The sequence below is a fragment of the Nannocystis exedens genome, assembly GCF_002343915.1.
GTDB classification, from domain to species: domain Bacteria; phylum Myxococcota_A; class Polyangia; order Nannocystales; family Nannocystaceae; genus Nannocystis; species Nannocystis exedens.
The window spans coordinates 1,792,244-1,809,097 of sequence record NZ_NETK01000001.1; the positions used below are offsets into that span (position 1 = coordinate 1,792,244).

The window sequence follows — 16,854 nt, forward strand, 5'->3', positions numbered from 1 at the left end:
CATGCCCTTGCAGGCAGCTCAGTCGCGGCGGTACATCGTCACCACGCAGGCGCCGCCGAGGCCGAGGTTGTGCTGCAGGGCGACCTTGGCGCCCTCGACCTGGCGCTTGTCGGCCTGGCCGCGGAGCTGCCACACCAGCTCGGTGCACTGCGCGAGGCCGGTCGCGCCGAGCGGGTGGCCCTTCGACAGCAGGCCGCCGGACGGGTTGGTGACGTACTTGCCGCCGTAGGTGTTGTCGCCGTCCCACACGAACTTCTCGGCGCCGCCCTCGGGGCACAGGCCGAGCGCCTCGTAGGTCAGCAGCTCGTTGGCGGTGAAGCAGTCGTGCAGCTCGACGACCTGGACGTCCTGCGGGCCGAGGCCGGCCTTCTCGTAGACCGCCTCGGCGGTCTTCTTGGCCATGTCGTAGCCGACCATCTTGATCATGCTGTTCTCTTCGAACGTGCTCGGGAAGTCGGTGCGCATCGCCTGGGCGGCGATGTAGACCGAGCTCGAGATCCCCTTCTTCTTGGCGAACGCGTCGGAGCACAGCACCGCCGCCGCCGCGCCGCAGGTCGGCGGGCAGCACTGGTAGCGGGTCAGCGGGTCGAACACCTCGGGCGAGGCGAGGATCTCCTCGACGCTGAGGAGGTCGCTGAACAGCGCGTACGGGTTGCGATTCGCGTGCTTGCGCGCCTTCTCCGACACCTTGGCGAACGTCTCGCGGCGGGTGCCGTACTTCCAGCGGTACTCGCGGCCGGCGCCGCCGAACATCTGCGCCGCCGGCGGGGCCTGGTTGAAGCCCTGCAGGCGGTCCATCGTGCCGGCGAAGTTGTCGAGCGGCGTCGGCCGGTCGTTGAACTTGCTGCCGAGCGCGCCCTTCTCCATCTGCTCGAAGCCGACGACCAGCACGCACTCGGCCTCGCCGGCGAGGATCGCCTGGCGGCCGAGCCACAGCGCGGTCGACCCGGTCGAGCAGTTGTTGTTGACGTTGACGACCGGGATGCCGGTCAGGCCGAGCTCGTAGACCGCCCGCTGGCCGCAGGTGCTGTCGCCGTAGACGTAGCCGGCGAACGCCTGGTCGACGTCCTTGTAGTCGACGCCCGCGTCCTGCAGCGCCGTGCGGGCCGCGTTGGCCGCCATCACGTGGTAATCGTCGCTCGCGCCGGGCTTGGCGAACTTCACCATGCCGACGCCGATCACGTTGACTTTGTTGCTCATGGCTGGGATTCCTCCGCTTGGTTCCGTTCGTCCGTCAGTTGCTGGGCTCGAGCGCCGCGAGCAGGTGCGCCGCCGCGACGTCGCCGTCGACGCGCAGCTTGCCGCGCTGGTAGAGGGTGACGAGCTTGGCCTTGCCCTGCGCGAGCGCGGCCAGGTCCTCGTCGGCCACCGTGATGGTCGTGGTCGCCGGCCCCGCGGCCTTGTCGACCAGCTTGCCGCCCTGCGGCCCGATCTGCAGGAAGAACACCGCGTCGGGGCTCTTCACGCGCAGCTCGATCGTGACCTCCTGGGCCGACTGGACGCCCGCCAGCTTCGCGGCCGCCTGGTCGAGCACCGCCGCCGCCTGCGCGGCCCGGGGAGCCGCCGCCGCCGCGGGCGCGGCCGCCTTGGGCGCGCTGCCGGGCTTCACCTTGCTCATGTCGATCTTCTTGAGGAAGCCGAGCTTCATCGACGCCATCAGGTCGCCGCTGATCTTCAGCTTGCCCTCGCCGAACAGCTTCTGCGGATCGGCCTTGCCGGTGGTCATGAGGATGAAGTCGCTGTCGGACAGCTCGAGCGTGCAGTTCACCCCCTCGACCTCGCCGGCGTAGACCTTGCCCGGGTTCGACTTGAGGTCGAACACGTAGCTCGAGTCGGGGTTCTTGAGGCGGAACTGGAACACCGTGGCGACCTTGCCCGGCAGCTCGGCGTTGCCGGCCACGAACTCGCCGATCGCCGCCATGTAGTCGGCGCTGGTCGGCGCCGCCGGGGCCTCCGGCGCGGCCGCGGCCGCACCACCGCCGCCCGCGCCGGCCCGCGCCCGCGCGGCCGCCATCACCGTGGCCGGGTCGAGCTTGGTCAGGAAGTTGAGCTTGGTCGACGCCATCAGGTTGCCGCCGATCTTCATCTTCCCGCTCATGTAGAGCTTCTGCGGGTCGGCCTTGCCGGAGCACATGGCCATGAAGTCGGCGTCGCTCAGCTCGAGCGTGCACTCGGGCGTGGCCGCCTCGCCGGCCGCGAGCTTGCCGTGCTTGAGGTCGAGCGTCCACGTGCTCTCGGGGTCCTTCAGCTTGAACTGGAACACCACACCTGCCTTCTTGGCCAGGTCGGGGTTCTTGCCGAGGAACTGGTCGATCGCGGTGAACACGTCGGCGCTGGTCGGCGTGACCTCGGCGCTCGCGCTCGCGGCCGCCGGCTTGGCCTTCGGCTTCGGCTGCGGGATCTCCGAGTAGAACTCGATCGCCGCCTGCGACAGCACCACCTTGTCGCGCTCCTTCAGCTTGCAGCGGAGGACGACGCGGCCCTCCGACTCCTTCCACATCTCGGTGATCAGCGTCTCGCCGGGGAACACGCTCTCGCTGAAGCGGACCTTGATGCTCTTGAACTTGCGCGGGTCGCCGCCGGCGAAGTGCTTGATCACGTGGCGGGCGGCCACGCCGAGGGTGCACAGGCCGTGGAGGATCGGCTTGGGGAACCCGAACGCGCCGGCGAACGCGGGGTCGACGTGGAGCGGGTTCCAGTCGCCCGAGAGGCGGTAGAGGAGCGCCTGGTTGGGCCGGATCTGCTCCTCGGCCACGGCGTCGGGCTCGCGGTCGGGCGGGGTGTTGCTGTCACCCGACGGGCCGCGGTCGCCGCCCCAGCCGCCGGCGCCGCGGATGACCGCGCCGAGCTCGTTGTAGGCGATGACCTCGCCGGACTCGTCGGCGCTCTCGGTGGCGAACACGATGAACGCGTTCTTGCCCTTGTCGAAGATGTCCTTCACCCATGTCCGATGGGTCAGCTTGGCGCGCGGCGGCAGCGGGCGCTTGAGCTCGGTGTACTGCTCGCCGTGGAGCAGGCGGTCGAGGCCGAAGTTGAAGCCGGGCGCGGTGTGGCCGTCCTTGAACGCCTGCATGATGCCGGTCTGGGCCGGGATCACGGCGAAGGTCGGCAGCGGCCAGAAGCCCTTGCCGTGCATCTCGTAGACGTAGCGCAGCTCGGTGTCGTCGAGCGGGTCGGCGGCCGCGCCGACGCCGAGCGCGTACATCGACAGGTCGCGCTCGTCGTACTCGGTGGTGACCTTCGGCATCTCGTAGCCGAGCGCCTGGTCGACGTCGACGAGCTCGTTGCCGCCCTTGCTGGGGCCGGCGTTGACGTTGTCCATCACCGGCTGCAGCGCGGCGGCGACGTCGGCCGGGTGGGTGGCCTTGGCGAAGTCGACGATCGTGCTCCACTTCGACTTGACGAGCTCGGGCGTGATCGCCCGGCCGAGGCGGACGGTGTGGCCCTGCGTGCGCTCCCAGCGGAGCTTGCTGAAGAAGCCGCCGCCGACCTCGAACAGGCCGCCGGACTCCTCGCACGACTCGTGCGACAGCCACGCGACCAGTGGGCTGACGTACTCGGGCCGCAGCGCGTCGATGAGCTCCTTCGGCAGGATCGTCTCGGTCATGCGCGAGCCGGCGATCGGCGCGATCGTGTTGGCGCGGACGTTGTACTTGCGGCCCTCGAGCGCGAGCGTGTTGCTGAAGCCGACCAGCGCCAGCTTGGCGGCGCTGTAGTTGGCCTGGCCGAAGTTGCCGTAGATGCCGGCGGCGCTGGCCGTGAAGATGATGCGGCCGTAGCCCTGGTCGCGCATCTTCGGCCACGCGGCGTGCGTCACCTTGAACGCGCCGTTGACGTGGACCCGCTGGATGATGTCCCAGTCGCCGTCCGTCATCTTGTGGAACGACACGTCGCGGAGGATGCCGGCGTTGTTGACGACGATGTCGACGCGGCCGAACGCGTCGATCGCCGTCTGCACGATCTTGGCGCCGTCCTCGACGCTGTCGTAGTTGGCGACCGCCTCGCCGCCCGCGGCGCGGATCTCCTCGACCACCTTGTCGGCGGCGGCCGAGCTCTGGCCTTCGCCGCGCGTGCTGCCGCCGAGGTCGTTGACGACGACCTTGGCGCCTCGCGAGGCGAACAGGAGGGCGTGGGCGCGACCGAGCCCGTTGCCGGCCCCGGTGATGATGGCGACTCTTCCGTCGTAGCGAAGCTCGTTGGACATGATGGCACACGCGGCATATCGAGCCGCGCGTGCGGCGTCAACCGCCCGCCCCGGGCCGCGGACGAACCGCCGATCCGTGACGTCCCTCCGAGCTGCGACGGGCAGCCGCGCGCGCTCGCAGGGGGCGGCTGAGGGCCCCCTGAGCCCGCCCTCCGCCGCCCTTGTGATACGCTCGCCGGCGATGCGGACGGACGAGCTGCGACGCTTGCGAGACCTGCTGGCACGCGGCGGCGGACCCGAAGCCGTGTTCATGTCGCTGCGCGACCGCTCGCTGCAGGGCCCGGCGCTCGCGCGGGCTCTCGCCGACGAGCTGCGCCGCTGGCTCGCCGTCGCCGCGCCCGAGCGCTACGGCGGCAACCCCGGCGCGCAGGACCTGGCCAAGGAGCTGCAGCGCGAGCTCCACCAGCTCCACGCCGCCGCGCTGCAGCGGCTGCAGGACCTGCCGCCTGCCCCGCCTGCATCGCTGCAGTCCGACACTGCGACGCTGCAGCAGGATCGTCCCCCCGCGAACGCCCCGACGCACACGTCTGCGGACCCGGGGCCTTGCCGAGCGGCGGCCCCTCCGCCGGCCGGTCTGCGGGTCGAGGTCGCGGGCGTGACCCGCGAATTCGCCGAGCACCTCGGCGACGGCGACCTCGCCGCCCTCTGGCGCGCGCCGGGCGAGGACGGCGATCCGTGCGTCGCCAAGGTCGCGCTCGCGGCCGCCGACAACGACCTGCTGTTCAACGAGGCCGAGGTGCTGCAGCGACTGCACGCCGGCGAGGCCCGCCAGCGCGACCTGCTGCCGCGCCTGCACGGCCGGTTCTTCACCGACGACGGCCGCGCCGGCAACCTGCTCGGCCTCGTCGAGGGCCTCGACGGCGCGGCCCTGCGCGCCCGCCTGCCCGCGGGCGTCCCGCCCGAGCACGTCCTCCGGATCGCCCGCCGCACGCTGAGCGCCCTCGGCCACGCGCACGACCTCGGCGTCTTGCACGGCAACATCGAGCCGGCGCACCTGATCGTGCGCCCGCGCGACCACCGGGTCGTGCTCGTCGACTGGTGCTACGCGATCGTCGAGCCGGCCCGCACCGGTCAGGGCTTCCGCGCCGTCCACGACGAGTACAGCGCCCCCGAGGTGGCCCAGCGCGGCCCGCCGACCCCCGCGGCCGACCTGCTGTCGGTCGGCCGCACGCTGGCGTTCCTGCTCGGCGGCGACCCGCTGAGCCTCGACCTGCCGGCGCACGTGCCGGAGCCGCTCCAGCGCTTCGTCCGCTACCTGGCCCGCCCGAGCCGGCTGCAGCGGGCCCAGGACGCCTGGGACATGTACGCCGAGCTCGAGCGGATCCGCGAGATTGTCTACGGGCCGCACGTGTTCCGCGAGCTCGTGGTCTGAACCCAAGGACATGCCCTCCTGGGCATGTTCTGAAGAACGTATCCTTTCCGACATTTCCCGAAGAACATGCCCCGGATCGCCCCCTGCCTGCTCGTCATCGTCGCCGCCTGCACCGCGGCGCGGCCCGTGCCGCCGCTCGACACGACCGATGCCACGAGCCCGTGGCAGGAGCGCTGCGGCCGGCGCGTGTGGTCGGCCGCGGCCGAGGCCGGCGACTCGCGGCTCGCGGACGCCCCGGTGAGCTTCGCGGAGCTGCACGGCGACAACTTCACGTACCACGTGGTGACGCTGCGCGGCCCCTCACCGGAGGCTCCCGTGCTGCAGATCGATCGCAAGCACCTGCCGCTGGCCGACGAGCACGCGAGCGGCTGGCGCCGCGAGGAGGTGGCCGCGCGCGTCCGCTGGCGCCGAGAGGACGGCATCACCCGCGCCGAGCTCGACTTCCCGGCGACGGCACCCCCGACCGAGGCCACACGCCAGCGCCTCCTCGCCGCGGCCGACGCCTGCATCGCCGACGCCTTCGACCCACCCGGCGAGCAGTGAACGAGCGGCTGGACCGCCCACCACGTCAGGGTACGACCGCCTCCGCACCCAATGGCGCGACCGGCCCGAGCTGCCCGCCAATTTGCGAGCCCCCGTCGGCACCGGACCGCGAGCCGGAATGTCCACACCTCGCGCGGTTCTGCCCTCCCACGAATTGTGTCTCGCACCACGATGCATGGACTTGACGCCGCCCCGAACATCGCGGATACTCCGGATCGTCATGTCGCGCCTCAATCCCAATTCGAGCAATCCTGCTCGCTTCCGCTTCCTCGAAGAGGAACGGGAGCTGGAGCGGGTCCTGCGCGGGGTTTGAGAGTGATGGGCCCGCGCAGGAGAATCTCCTCCCTCTCTTTTTGAAAAGAGAGAAAAAGACGCGGGCGTCGTCCAACTGGCCAGGATCCGGGAACCTCACTCCCGAGACGCAGGGTTCGAGTCCCTCCGCCCGCGCATCGTCGCTCTGTTCGGCCAGCGGTCAAGGCCACCTCGCTTTCACCGAGGTCCGCAGGGGTTCGAATCCCCTACAGAGCACATTGCGTCCCCCGGGTCGGTAGCTCAGCGGGAGAGCGATGGATTGTTAATCCATCGGTCGTGGGTTCGATCCCCACCCGGCCCTCTCGACAGATCCGCGAATCGCATGCTCATGCGATTCGCGGGTCGCACCATTGGACGATCACGCCGGCGCCACGAACTTCGCCAGCAGCACCCGGCGAATCCCGCCGAAGTCGATCGTCAGCTTGCGCTGCTCGCCCGCCGGGCCCTCAGCGGCGACGATCGTCCCGAGGCCGAACTTCGCGTGGGTCACGCGCTCGCCGACGGCGAGCGGGTCGACGACCCGCGGCGGCGGCGGCGACTTCTGGCGCGCCTCGGCGGCGAGCAGCGTGCTGCAGGCGCGCGAGTCGGGGGCCGACGAGCGCCGCGCCAGCGCCAGCGCCGTCTTGCCCTCGGGACCGCGGCGGTCGGTCGCGCCGCGGGCCAGCAGCACGCGCACCGCGTCGGCGTTGCCCTGCGACGCGGCCGAGTGCAGGGCCGTCCAGCCGTCGACCCCGCCGAGGTTGTGCGTGTGCTCGACGTCGGCCCCGGCGTCGAGCAGCGCGGCGACCTCCTCCGCCGACGCGGTCCCGGCCGTGCAGACCAGCCCCTCGGAGATCGTCGCGCGATCGGTGCGCGCCGCCAGCCAGGCGAAGATCGCCGCGCCGGCCCGCGAGCGGGTGCCCCAGAACGCCGACGCGTCGATCGGCGCCCCGGCGGTCACGATCGCCTCCACGGCCCGCCGATCGCCGGCGCGGACCGCCGCGGTCAGGGCCGAGGTGTGGCCGTTCGGCTCGCTGTCGCGCGGATCGGCCCCCGCGGCCAGCAGCGCCTCGACCAGCTCGGGCCGCCCGCAGCTCGCGGCGTAGAACAGCGCGCCCGGGGTCGCCCGCGCCCCGCGAGCCAGCCGCAGCAGCGCGAGGTCGATCTGCCGGCCCGCGACCTGGGCCGTCAGGCGGAGGCGGTGCTCGACCCGCGACAGCCGGGCGCCGCTGAAGAAGCGGTCGAGCGGGCCCTCCTCCGGCGCGTGGCCGTCCGGGTCGGCGCCGGCGTCGAGCAGCACCTCGGCGAAGCCGGCGTCGCTGGCGTGGTCGAGCGCCGACCAGCCGGCGCGATCGACCGCGTCGGCGGCGACGCCCGCGGCCAGCAGCGCTCGCGCGACCTCGGCCTGCTTGCCGACCCGGGCCGCGTGGTGCAGCGCCGTCGCCCCGTTCTCGTCGCGCGCCGTCGCGTCGGCGCCCGCGGCCAGCAGCGACGCCACGATCGCCAGCGTCCGCCGCGACCGCTCCTCGGCGTCGACGTGGTACACGTGGGCCCCCGCCGCGACGAGCACCAGCGAGCCCGGGCCGGCCGGCGCGGCCGCGAACGCCGGCGACAGCGTGCGCCAGAACGACGCCCGCAGCAGCGCCGACGGCGTGTTCTCCGGCCGGGCCCCGCGCGCCAGCAAGAGCCGCACCGCCTCGACCTGCAGGAGCCGCACCGCCTCGTACAGCGCGGTCCTGGGGTCGACCACCCCGTGGCGGTTGAGCTGCGCGACCCCGTCGACCTGGGCGCCGCGGGCCAGCGCCGCCGCGATCGCGTCGAGGTGGCCGTCGGCCGCCGCCTCGACCAGCGCGAGCTGGGGCTCGATGGGCACCCAGCCTCTGTATCACAGCCCCGCGCCTCGCGCGGCGCGGCGACGGTCGACCCGGGGCGTGCAAGCAGCCCTCACGCGGCGCTCCGAGGCTCGCCGATCGCGGCGCCCCGCGGCCCGGTGATAGGGTGCGGCATGCTCCGCCGATCGCCGTTCCTGCTGCTCCTCGCGGCCGCAGCCTGCTTCTCCGACGCGCCGCCCTCGGGCCTGTCGACGAGCGGCAGCGTCAGCGCGACCACGACCGGCACGACCGCGCCCGGCCCCGACACGACCGGCCCCGACACGACCTCGACCTCGACCTCGACCTCGAGCGCGCCGGTGACGACCTCGGCGACGACGACCACCACCGGGATCGCGACCACGTCGACGGTGACGACGGGCGAGCCGACGACGGACGACCTGACGATGGGCGCGACGGGGACGAGCACGAGCGAGCCGGGCACGACCGACACCGGCCCGCTCGCCGCCTGCGCGGACGCGCCGACGCAGTTCGGGTGCATCGAGTGCTGCCAGGGCACCCAGGGCGACTGGGAGGTGTTCCGCGGGAACGTGGCAGGCTGCGTGTGCCCGGACTTCGACCACCCGTGCTTCCCCGGGTGCTTCGACTCGCTGTGCAGCAGCGACACGCTGGCGGAGGCGTGCTTCGGCTGCTTCGCGGCCGACGACCCGTGCGTCGCCGGGGCGGTCGCGGAGTGCGCGAACTACCTCGAGTGCGCGACCTTCGTCGGCTGCCTCGAAGACGCGGCCTGCCTCGACAAGCCGTGAGCCGCCGCTGCACCGACTCGCAGCGCGAGGCATGCTCGATGAGACATGCTCTTCAGAGCATGCCCCGGCAAACATGCCCCTGAGCACATGCCCTAATGCCCATGCTGCTGCGGCGGCGAGATCTGCTGCCCCAGCCCGCCGTCGACGTACAGCTCGGTGCCGGTGGTGAAGGTCGCCGCGAAGGCGAGGAACAGCACCGCGCGGGCCACCTCTTCGGGCGTGCCGATCCGCCCCATCGGCGTGACCGCGTCGCCCTCGCGCTCGAACGCCGCGCGCTCCTCGGGCGTGCTGCTCGCGGTGCCCATCGTCGGCGTGCGGATGAACCCGGGGCTGACCGCGTTGACGCGCACGCCTCGCGGCAGCAGCTCCGCCGCCATCACCTTGGCGAACGCGCCGAGGGCCGCCTTGCTGGCCGAGTAGACCGCCATGCCCGGCGTGCCGGTGATGCTGGCGATCGAGGTCGTGAACACGATCGCCCCGCCCTCGCGCACCAGCGGCGCCAGCCGCTGCGCGGTGAAGAACGCGCCGCGGGTGTTGACCGCGAACGTGCGGTCGTAGGACGCCTCGCTGACGCGATCGAACGGCTCGAGCTCGGCCACCCCGGCGTTGATGAACAGCAGGTCGATCGCGCCGAGGCGCGCGCGCACCTGCTCGGCCAGCGCGGCGATCGCCCCGAGGTCGGCGATGTCCGAGGCCACCACGCGCTCGCCGAGCTCGCGCCTCGCCGCCGCCGCGCTCGCCTCGCGGCCGGTGACCAGCACCTCGGCCCCGCCGGCGAGCAGCAGCTTCGCCGTCGCCAGCCCGATCCCGTGGGTCCCGCCGACGATCACCGCCTGCTTGCCCGCGTAGGCGCTCATCGCCGCGCCCCTTCCTGGGCCGACGCGGCCCGCAGCACCTTGATCATCGCCGCCGGCGCCTCGTGGCCGAGGCCGGCCGCGAGCCCGCGGTGGAACATCGCCGCCGCGAAGCCGGGGAAGCTGGCGTCGATGCCCGCCTCACGGGCGTGCCGCCCGAGCAGGTCCATGCTGCGCCAGCAGATCTCGAGCGAGGCCTCGGGCGCCTCGTAGCGGCCGTGGTGGATCGCTTCGCCGTCGATGCGGATCATCTCGCCGAGCGTCGGGGCGATCGCCGACAACAGCCCGCCCAGGCCGTCGACCCCCAGCTGCTCCGACTCCATGAGCCGCGCCCCGTGGTAGAAGCCGAGCAGCGCGCCGAACAGGGTCGAGAGGACGCCGAGGTCGAGCGCCGCGGCGGCGCCCGGCCCCTCGCCGACGAACTGGATCGCGGCCATGTCGCCGAGCACGCCCTCCGCGGCCGCCAGCGCCTCGCGCGAGCCCGAGGTCATGATGTGGGCGTTCGGGCCGCCGATCTGGCTCGGCACCGCCAGGATCGCGCCGTCGAGGTAGCGGGCGCCGCGGGCCTCCGCCCACGCGGCCAGCTCGCGCGCCTCCTGCGGCGTGCCGGTGCTGAGCTGCACCAGCGTCTTGCCGCCGAGCTCGACCGCCTCGAGCAGCGCCCGGGTGGCCGGGTAATCGGTGACGCACACGATCACGACCGGGCTGGCCGCCACCGCCGCGGCCACGCTCGCGGCCACGGGGACGCCCGCGGCCGCGAGCGGGGCGGCCTTGGCCGAAGTGCGATTCCAGACAGTGAGGCGGCGGCCCCGGCTCGCCGCCGCGCGAGCGAGGGCCACGCCCATCGCTCCCAGGCCGAGCAGAGCGGCCTCGTGGGTTGTGGAGTGCGAATGCATGCCCCAGGGATAGGCCCGCCGCCGGCCGCGGTCGCGCACGTTCGGACGCGCCGCGGACACGTTCGGACGGCCGCCCGCGTCAGGCCCCGCGCGCCTTCGGGTAGGATCGCGGCGATGACCGCGACCGCGACGCTCACGGCCCATCCTCCCCTCGCCCCGCGCCTCGCCCTCGAGACGTTCGCCGCCGGCCTGGCCACGCTCCCCGCGTGCGCCGACCACCGCGTGCACGTCCACGTCGGCCGGCCGGCGCGCGGGGAATGTCGCAACCACCGCTTCGTCCACACCCCCGGCGAGATCGACGTGTTCCCCGCCGGCACCGCCGACGAATGGCACCAGGCCGACGTCAGCACCGCGCTGGTCGTGTCGCTGACGCCGGCATTGATGCGCCGCGCCGCCGAGGCGACGGGCCGCGACCCGGATCGCTTCGAGGTGCACATGCGCCACCAGATCCGCGACCCCCAGATCGAGCACATCGTCCGGGCGCTCGACGCCGAGCGCGCGGCCGGCCACCCCGGCGGCCCATTGTTCGGCGAGAGCCTCGGCCTCGCGCTGGCGGTGCGCCTGCTCGGGCCGGTCACCGCGCCGCCGGCCCCCGCGCGCGGCCTGACCCCGCAGCAGCTCCGGGCCGTCACCGCCTACATCGAGGAGCACCTCGATCGCGACCTGTCCCTCGCCACCCTCGCCGACGTCGCCGGCATCAGCGCCTCGCACTTCAAGACCCTGTTCCGCCGCTCGCTCGGCCTGCCGGTCCACACCTACGTGATCCACCGCCGGGTCGACCGCGCCCGCGCGCTGCTGCTGCGCGGGCGCATGGCCGCCAGCCAGGTCGCGCTCGAGGTCGGCTTCTCGCACCAGAGCCACATGGCCCGCTGCATGCGCCGCGTGCTCGGCGTCACGCCGACCTCGCTCACCCGCGCCGCGACCCCGGCGAGGCCGCTCCCGCCGGTCGCCTCGCCGGCGCGCGAGCTGTGAGGCCCGGAGCCGCGGCGCCCTCGCATGATGCACCCAAGGACATGCTCTCGAAGACATGTCCTTCGCGCCATTCGGCGGATCACAGCGTCTTCAAGTACTCCACCAGCGCCCGGCGGTCGTCCTCGCGCAGCGTGACCCCGTATTCGTGGCCGCGGTTCGAGTTGCCCGTCAACGCGGTGTCGACCACGAACGGGCCCTCGCCGTCGCTCACGTAGCCGACCTTGTTCGGGTCGAACTCCCAGCGGCCGACGGCGAACCGCGCCGGCCGCTGCGCGACCGGCAGCAGCAGGTCGTGCAGCGTCGGCACCGAGCCGTTGTGGAGGTACGGCGACGACGCCCAGATCCCGTTGAGCGGCCGGGCCTTGTAGGCCTGCAGCGACACCGTGGGGTCGCCGTCGTCGCGCGGGTGGTCGCCCTGCTTCGGCGTCTCCTCGAGGTCGTGCCGCTTCGCGTCGGCGATCGCCCGCGCCACCGCCACCGGGTGCCTCGCCAGCGAGCGCGCGACCAGGTCGCCGAGCAGCGCCAGCGCCGTCAGCTTCGCCCCGTAGCGCTGGCCCTGCGGCGAGATGGCGCCCTCGAGCACGCCCGCCGGCACGCGCGCGTCGGCGACGTTGCGCGCGCTGGTCGGATCGGTGCCGACGACGTCGAGCCCGGTGATCTGCGCGACCACCCGGCGCTCCGGGTCGGCGCGATCGAGGAGCGCGTGGCAGGACACGCACTGCTGCCGGTACAGCTCCGCCCCGCGCTCCGCCAGCCCGCGGTCGATCGCCGGCAGCACCTGCTCCGGCCACTGCGGCGATTGCAGCCGGCGCAGGCTCTCCTCCATCGCCACCAGCGCGTTCATGTCGATCGTCGACGCGTAGCCGCGCCGCGCCTCCTTCTCCGTCTCGTAGCGGCGGACCTCGACGCGCCCGAACACCCCGATCACCTCGCCGGCGTTGCGGCCGAGCGAGCCGGCCTCGGCGTTGGCGGCGAAGCCGATCCATTGCACATAGTCGTGCCGCGGCGCGTCCCACAGCAGCGGATAGCTGGTCGGCGCGTTCGGCTCGAGGCTGTTCTGCGGGCCGCTGGTGAAGCGGATCGACTGATTGACGATCCGTCCGATCGCGTCGAGGCGGCCGAAGCCCTCGCTCGTGGTCGAGCGATTGGCGGCGTTGTAGTCGCCGAACCAGGCGAGCGTGGCCTGCAGGCTGGTGCGGGCGGCGGCGCGGGCCGCCTCGTCGGCGCCGCCCCCGGTCCGCGCCGCGGCGAAGCGCGCCAGCTTGGCCTCGTCCGCCAGCGTCGCCCGCAGCGCCGCCTCGACCTCGCGCAGGAAGCCGGCCACGTCGGCCAGCGCCGGCGCGCCGTCGATGCGGATCGCCGTGCCGCGGTAGTTGATCTGCGACGTGTGACAGGCGGCGCAGGTCAACCCGACCTGGTCGTCGTGGCGCGTGAACCCGACCGGCAGCCCGTCGGGGTTGTTCGGCGTCGGGTACTGATTGAGGAAGCGGAACCGCGTCATGTGCTCGGGGCTGACGAACCGCTGCTCGCTGCCGACCTGCTCGAGGTGGATCAGCGTATCGTACGGCATCAACACCGAGCCCTGATCGGCGTGATAGAACCACAGCGTCTCGGCCGGGCCCCAGCCCTGATCGAGGTAGACCAGCTCGGTCGCCCCGTCGCCGTAAGCGTCCTGCGCCAGCACCCGCCCCGCTCGCTCGCGGATGCCCTCGAGCAGCCCCGGCGGGCCCTCGTCGGCCGAATCGACCGCCCCGCGCGAACACGCCAACGACGACAACAAAGGAATGATCACAGCGACCCGTCGCACCACGACACGCTCCTCGATACGGACCGTGAAGGGTTAACACGCCGGCCCCGGCGCGAAAATGGCGGAAGATCGGCCAACCGGTGGCACATTCCGGCCACCTCGTCGGCGCGCGGCCTCGCGCTCACTTGCCGGCGAGATTGGGCCGGGCGCCGACGCCCTCGATGCGCGTGTAGGCGATCGGCTTGCCGCCCTCGTCGGTGCGCACGCAGACCTTCTTGAGGCCGAGCAGGTACTCCTCCAGCCCGACCTCGGGATCGATGAGGAAGCGGCAACAGCCCTGCTTGCAGTCGATCTGGTCGCCGAAGTCCCACAGCCCGAGGATCGCGCCCTTGCGCAGGTCACGGTCGAGCGCGATCAGGGCGTCGAGGCCGACCACCTTGACCGTCTTGCCGCGCTCGCTGCCGTCGCACGCGCCGCAGTCCATCGCCACCTCGATCTCCGACGTCTCGTCGAGCAGCGCCGGCACCGGCGCGTCGCGCTCGGCCAGCCAGGCCGCGAGCTGCCGCGCCGCCGCCTCGGCCGTCGCCGGCGCGGGCGCTCGCGGCACGACGTCCGCCTCCGTCGCCGCAGCCGGCTCCGCCTCCGCGGCCGTCGCCTCCTCGGCGCTCGGCCTCGCCGCGGGCTCCTCGACGACCACGGCCTTCGCGTCCGCCGCCCGCGCGACGACGGTGCCCTCGGTCACGGCATTGCCGCGCGGGGCGGACTCGCCGCAATTCACGAGCGCGAGCAGCGATGAGAACATCCACGACAGGTTCGGTGATCGCATGTTCTTGAACGTTCGCCCCGTCGAGGTTCGTACCACCGGGCTTCCGGGCGGCAATCACCGCAGGGCGGCGCCGAGGCCCGCGGTTTTTGTTACCCTGCGCGCCGACCCCAGGAGCACCGCGATGCACCCGTTCTGCTGGTACGAGCTCAGGACCACCGATCCGATCGCCGCGCGAGCGTTTTACGTCGACGCCGTCGGCCTCGTCGTCGCCGCGGGGGACGCCCGCTGGCGCCTGCGCCCCGACGGCCCCGAGCTGGGCGAGTTCGCCGCGTTGCCGGCGCAGGCGGCGGCCCGCGGCGCCCCGGCGCACTGGCTCGGCCACGTCGCCGTCGCCGACGTGTCGGCGGCGGTGCAGCGATTCGTCGCCCTCGGCGCCAGCCCGCTGGGCCCGACGCAGACGCGTGGAGGCCTCCTCGTCGCCCCGCTCCGCGACCCGCTCGGCGCCGTGCTGGCGGTCACCTCGCGGCCCGCGACCGCGACGGCCGCGACGATCGCCTGGTGCGATCTACACACCCGCGATCCCGCGCAGGCCGCGGCGGTCTATGCATCGATGTTCGGCTGGGCGCCGGGCCCACGGCACGACCTCGGGCCGCTCGGCGATTATCACGAGTTCGCGTGGCAGCCCGGCGGCCCCGGGGTCGGCGGCATGTCCGACGCGGCGCGGCGCCCCGGGATCCACACCCACTGGTTGTTCCACTTCGCGGTCGACGACCTCGACGCCGCGATCGACCGCGTGCGCAGCGGCGGCGGTCGAGCGGTCGGCGAGCCGATGCGAGCGCCCGGCGGTGCGCGCGTGGCCCCGTGCGAGGACCCGCAGGGCGCCGCCTTCGCGCTGCACGAGGCCGCCCCGAGCTGACGACCTCGCGCAGATTCCTCGCTCGGTCCGGCCGCGCGCTCACGCGGCGCCCGGGCGTGCTCATCACGATCGACCGATTCACCTGACCCGCGCGAATTCTTCGGCGAGCCGCGAATACGCAGCTCGCTCGCGTGAATCGAAGATAGTCGCGCGCAGGCTGCCGGCGCGGCGGCTTTCCATCGCTACTTGTGTAAATAACCTCCATCGCGCCGGGCCCACGGCGGCGCGGCGCGGACCGGCAGGTCGCGCGCCGCGAACCATTGCTCGATCGCCCGGCGCAGCGCGTTCGCCTGATACGCGAACCATCGCTCGCGCTCCTGCGGCGCCGACAGCAGCGCGTCCTTGAAGCGGCGGAACGGCCCGCGGCCTTCCAGCGCGCGCAGCAGCTTCTCGCGCAGCAGCGCGTCGCCGACCTCCTCGGTGGCGAAGCGCGCCATCCACTGGTAGCGCTCGTGCGCGGGCAGGCGATCGATCTCGAGGTAGCGCCGGGGATCGGCGTCGATCCGCTCGCGCTCGCCGGGGTCGTCCTCGAACGGGCCGGTGACGCAGACCTCCCCCGTCACGGTATCGTAGTAGCAGCGCAGCTCCATGTCCGCGCATTCGAGCGCGAACTCGAAGGAGTCCCAGTCGGGTGTGGGGGCTTCGGCCGTGAGGCGCATGCCCCGAGGTTCGCGCGAAACCGCGCTCGGCGTCAAGCAAAATTGCGCGAGATCGCGCCGAATGGCGCGAACTCGCCCGTCCGGGGCGCAAATTAGCGCGCGGACTCGGGGTGGACGAAGGCCTGGCGGGGCCCTCGCCGGCGTGGCGGAGGGTGTGCAGGTCGGGGGGCGGGGCCGGAGCGGCATTGGCCCCACCCGCGTCGATTGGGCACAACCACGGCAGGTTGTCGGCGCCCGTGGTCGGTTCGACCGCGAGGCCGGCGAATGCCACGTTCGCGTCGGTCGACGTCGCGGCGCCGAGGGCGACCGTCAGCGCCGCGTTCGGCACCGTCAGCACGATCGAGTACGGCTCGGGGAACGCGCAGGGCGTCGCCACCCCGGCCAGCGCCGTCTGCTCGGCGACCTCGATCGTCACCATCGACGGCGGGCTCAGCATCGCCGAGAAGTTCAGCAGCACCTCCGATTGCTGCGGGTCGGCGGCCAGATAATAGAACCCGCCGACCCCGAACGACCCGGCGATCCAGTCGAAGCGGACCGCGACGCGCGTGTAGGCCGGGTCCTTCATGCGGGCCAGCATCGGCTCGATCTGCGCCCCCACCGACTTGTTGCGCTCGGCCACCGCCGCCTGGGCTGCCGCCTGCGTCGCCGGGTCGTCGGGCTGCGGCGCGCCAGCCACCTCGCCCAGCAATTGATCGGCCGGGGCGGCCCCCTGCTCGACCGCGAGCTCCCAGCCGGCCACGCCGGCGCGGCGCAACAACAGCCCGGCGACCACGCCGAGCTCGTAGGGCTCGAGGTCGCTGTCGAACTGCGCGCCGTCGCTGAGGAACAGCCCGTCCGGCAGGTGCGACAGGGCCAGCGCCAGCACCTCCGAATCGGGCGCGTCGCAGCCGAGCTCGGCGATCGCGCTCATGATCAGGCTGACGTATTCGGCCGAGCCCTCGGTGCAATCATAGCTGCGGATCGCCTTCATCTCCGCCGCGTATTCCGACTGCAGGCGCC

General features: G+C 73.0%; 14 protein-coding genes and 3 tRNA genes. 9 read left to right on the top strand and 8 right to left on the bottom strand.

The window, feature by feature from the left end:
• Positions 1 to 18: 18 nt before the first annotated feature.
• Together NAEX_RS07045 and NAEX_RS07050 are read right to left on the bottom strand one after the other, a co-directional pair.
• Positions 19 to 1,200, bottom strand: a complete 1,182-nt coding sequence (locus NAEX_RS07045) for a lipid-transfer protein (protein WP_096326749.1) — start codon at positions 1,198 to 1,200, stop codon at positions 19 to 21.
• 34 nt (positions 1,201 to 1,234) lie between these two features.
• Complete coding sequence (locus tag NAEX_RS07050; protein WP_096326750.1) at positions 1,235 to 4,204, bottom strand: peroxisomal multifunctional enzyme type 2; 2,970 nt, start codon at positions 4,202 to 4,204, stop codon at positions 1,235 to 1,237.
• Between the two features lie 181 nt (positions 4,205 to 4,385).
• On the opposite strand from NAEX_RS07050, the gene NAEX_RS07055 reads away from it, so the two are divergent.
• From NAEX_RS07055 to NAEX_RS07075, 5 genes are all read left to right on the top strand, one after another.
• The gene (locus NAEX_RS07055) at positions 4,386 to 5,576 is read left to right on the top strand and encodes a protein kinase family protein (protein ID WP_096326751.1); all 1,191 of its coding nucleotides are present in this window, start codon (positions 4,386 to 4,388) and stop codon (positions 5,574 to 5,576) included.
• A gap of 66 nt (positions 5,577 to 5,642) precedes the next feature.
• Positions 5,643 to 6,119, top strand: a complete 477-nt coding sequence (locus NAEX_RS07060) for a hypothetical protein (protein WP_096326752.1) — start codon at positions 5,643 to 5,645, stop codon at positions 6,117 to 6,119.
• A 373-nt stretch (positions 6,120 to 6,492) separates the two neighbouring features.
• A tRNA-Glu gene (locus NAEX_RS07065) sits at positions 6,493 to 6,566 on the top strand.
• 7 nt (positions 6,567 to 6,573) lie between these two features.
• Positions 6,574 to 6,647 (top strand) — tRNA-Glu (locus NAEX_RS07070).
• Positions 6,648 to 6,660: 13 nt separating this feature from the next.
• Positions 6,661 to 6,732, top strand: a tRNA-Asn gene (locus tag NAEX_RS07075).
• A 57-nt stretch (positions 6,733 to 6,789) separates the two neighbouring features.
• Here the strand turns inward: NAEX_RS07075 and NAEX_RS07080 are convergent.
• The gene (locus NAEX_RS07080) at positions 6,790 to 8,283 is read right to left on the bottom strand and encodes an ankyrin repeat domain-containing protein (protein ID WP_096326753.1); all 1,494 of its coding nucleotides are present in this window, start codon (positions 8,281 to 8,283) and stop codon (positions 6,790 to 6,792) included.
• A gap of 132 nt (positions 8,284 to 8,415) precedes the next feature.
• Between NAEX_RS07080 and NAEX_RS07090 the strand changes: the two genes are divergently transcribed.
• Positions 8,416 to 9,045, top strand: coding sequence for a hypothetical protein (locus NAEX_RS07090; RefSeq protein WP_143140830.1), 630 nt, complete (start codon positions 8,416 to 8,418; stop codon positions 9,043 to 9,045).
• 92 nt (positions 9,046 to 9,137) lie between these two features.
• Here NAEX_RS07090 and NAEX_RS07095 read toward each other — a convergent pair whose 3' ends face one another.
• The gene (locus tag NAEX_RS07095) at positions 9,138 to 9,902 is read right to left on the bottom strand and encodes an SDR family oxidoreductase (RefSeq protein WP_096326756.1); all 765 of its coding nucleotides are present in this window, start codon (positions 9,900 to 9,902) and stop codon (positions 9,138 to 9,140) included.
• A complete protein-coding gene (locus NAEX_RS07100; protein WP_096326757.1) occupies positions 9,899 to 10,795 on the bottom strand; it encodes an NAD(P)-binding domain-containing protein in 897 nt (298 codons plus the stop codon). The genes NAEX_RS07095 and NAEX_RS07100 overlap by 4 nt, the downstream gene beginning before the upstream one ends.
• 114 nt (positions 10,796 to 10,909) lie before the next feature.
• Between NAEX_RS07100 and NAEX_RS07105 the strand changes: the two genes are divergently transcribed.
• The gene (locus NAEX_RS07105) at positions 10,910 to 11,767 is read left to right on the top strand and encodes an AraC family transcriptional regulator (protein ID WP_096326758.1); all 858 of its coding nucleotides are present in this window, start codon (positions 10,910 to 10,912) and stop codon (positions 11,765 to 11,767) included.
• A 79-nt stretch (positions 11,768 to 11,846) separates the two neighbouring features.
• Here the strand turns inward: NAEX_RS07105 and NAEX_RS07110 are convergent, their stop codons facing one another.
• Entirely contained in the window at positions 11,847 to 13,544 is a 1,698-nt protein-coding gene (locus NAEX_RS07110; RefSeq protein ID WP_143140829.1) for a c-type cytochrome, read from the bottom strand.
• A 151-nt stretch (positions 13,545 to 13,695) separates the two neighbouring features.
• Positions 13,696 to 14,340, bottom strand: a complete 645-nt coding sequence (locus NAEX_RS07115; protein ID WP_096326760.1) for a hypothetical protein — start codon at positions 14,338 to 14,340, stop codon at positions 13,696 to 13,698.
• Between the two features lie 121 nt (positions 14,341 to 14,461).
• On the opposite strand from NAEX_RS07115, the gene NAEX_RS07120 reads away from it, so the two are divergent.
• The gene (locus NAEX_RS07120; RefSeq protein WP_096326761.1) at positions 14,462 to 15,196 is read left to right on the top strand and encodes a VOC family protein; all 735 of its coding nucleotides are present in this window, start codon (positions 14,462 to 14,464) and stop codon (positions 15,194 to 15,196) included.
• 182 nt (positions 15,197 to 15,378) lie between these two features.
• Here the strand turns inward: NAEX_RS07120 and NAEX_RS54390 are convergent, their stop codons facing one another.
• The gene (locus tag NAEX_RS54390) at positions 15,379 to 16,041 is read right to left on the bottom strand and encodes a UPF0158 family protein (protein WP_143825529.1); all 663 of its coding nucleotides are present in this window, start codon (positions 16,039 to 16,041) and stop codon (positions 15,379 to 15,381) included.
• A 50-nt stretch (positions 16,042 to 16,091) separates the two neighbouring features.
• On the opposite strand from NAEX_RS54390, the gene NAEX_RS54395 reads away from it, so the two are divergent.
• On the top strand, positions 16,092 to 16,343 hold the full coding sequence (locus NAEX_RS54395; RefSeq protein ID WP_096326763.1) for a hypothetical protein: 252 nt from the start codon (positions 16,092 to 16,094) through the stop codon (positions 16,341 to 16,343).
• Positions 16,344 to 16,854: the final 511 nt, after the last annotated feature.

What these genes read in the sequence shown, in the direction of transcription:
- NAEX_RS07050 (WP_096326750.1), bottom strand. Translation starts at nt 4,204, where the DNA reads ATGTCCAACGAGCTTCGCTACGACGGAAGAGTCGCCATCATCACCGGG.
- NAEX_RS07095 (WP_096326756.1), bottom strand. Translation starts at nt 9,902, where the DNA reads ATGAGCGCCTACGCGGGCAAGCAGGCGGTGATCGTCGGCGGGACCCAC.
- NAEX_RS07100 (WP_096326757.1), bottom strand. Translation starts at nt 10,795, where the DNA reads ATGCATTCGCACTCCACAACCCACGAGGCCGCTCTGCTCGGCCTGGGA.
- NAEX_RS54390 (WP_143825529.1), bottom strand. Translation starts at nt 16,041, where the DNA reads ATGCCGCTCCGGCCCCGCCCCCCGACCTGCACACCCTCCGCCACGCCG.
- NAEX_RS07055 (WP_096326751.1), top strand. Translation starts at nt 4,386, where the DNA reads ATGCGGACGGACGAGCTGCGACGCTTGCGAGACCTGCTGGCACGCGGC.
- NAEX_RS07120 (WP_096326761.1), top strand. Translation starts at nt 14,462, where the DNA reads ATGCACCCGTTCTGCTGGTACGAGCTCAGGACCACCGATCCGATCGCC.
- NAEX_RS07045 (WP_096326749.1), bottom strand. Translation starts at nt 1,200, where the DNA reads ATGAGCAACAAAGTCAACGTGATCGGCGTCGGCATGGTGAAGTTCGCC.
- NAEX_RS07060 (WP_096326752.1), top strand. Translation starts at nt 5,643, where the DNA reads ATGCCCCGGATCGCCCCCTGCCTGCTCGTCATCGTCGCCGCCTGCACC.
- NAEX_RS07105 (WP_096326758.1), top strand. Translation starts at nt 10,910, where the DNA reads ATGACCGCGACCGCGACGCTCACGGCCCATCCTCCCCTCGCCCCGCGC.
- NAEX_RS07115 (WP_096326760.1), bottom strand. Translation starts at nt 14,340, where the DNA reads ATGCGATCACCGAACCTGTCGTGGATGTTCTCATCGCTGCTCGCGCTC.
- NAEX_RS07090 (WP_143140830.1), top strand. Translation starts at nt 8,416, where the DNA reads ATGCTCCGCCGATCGCCGTTCCTGCTGCTCCTCGCGGCCGCAGCCTGC.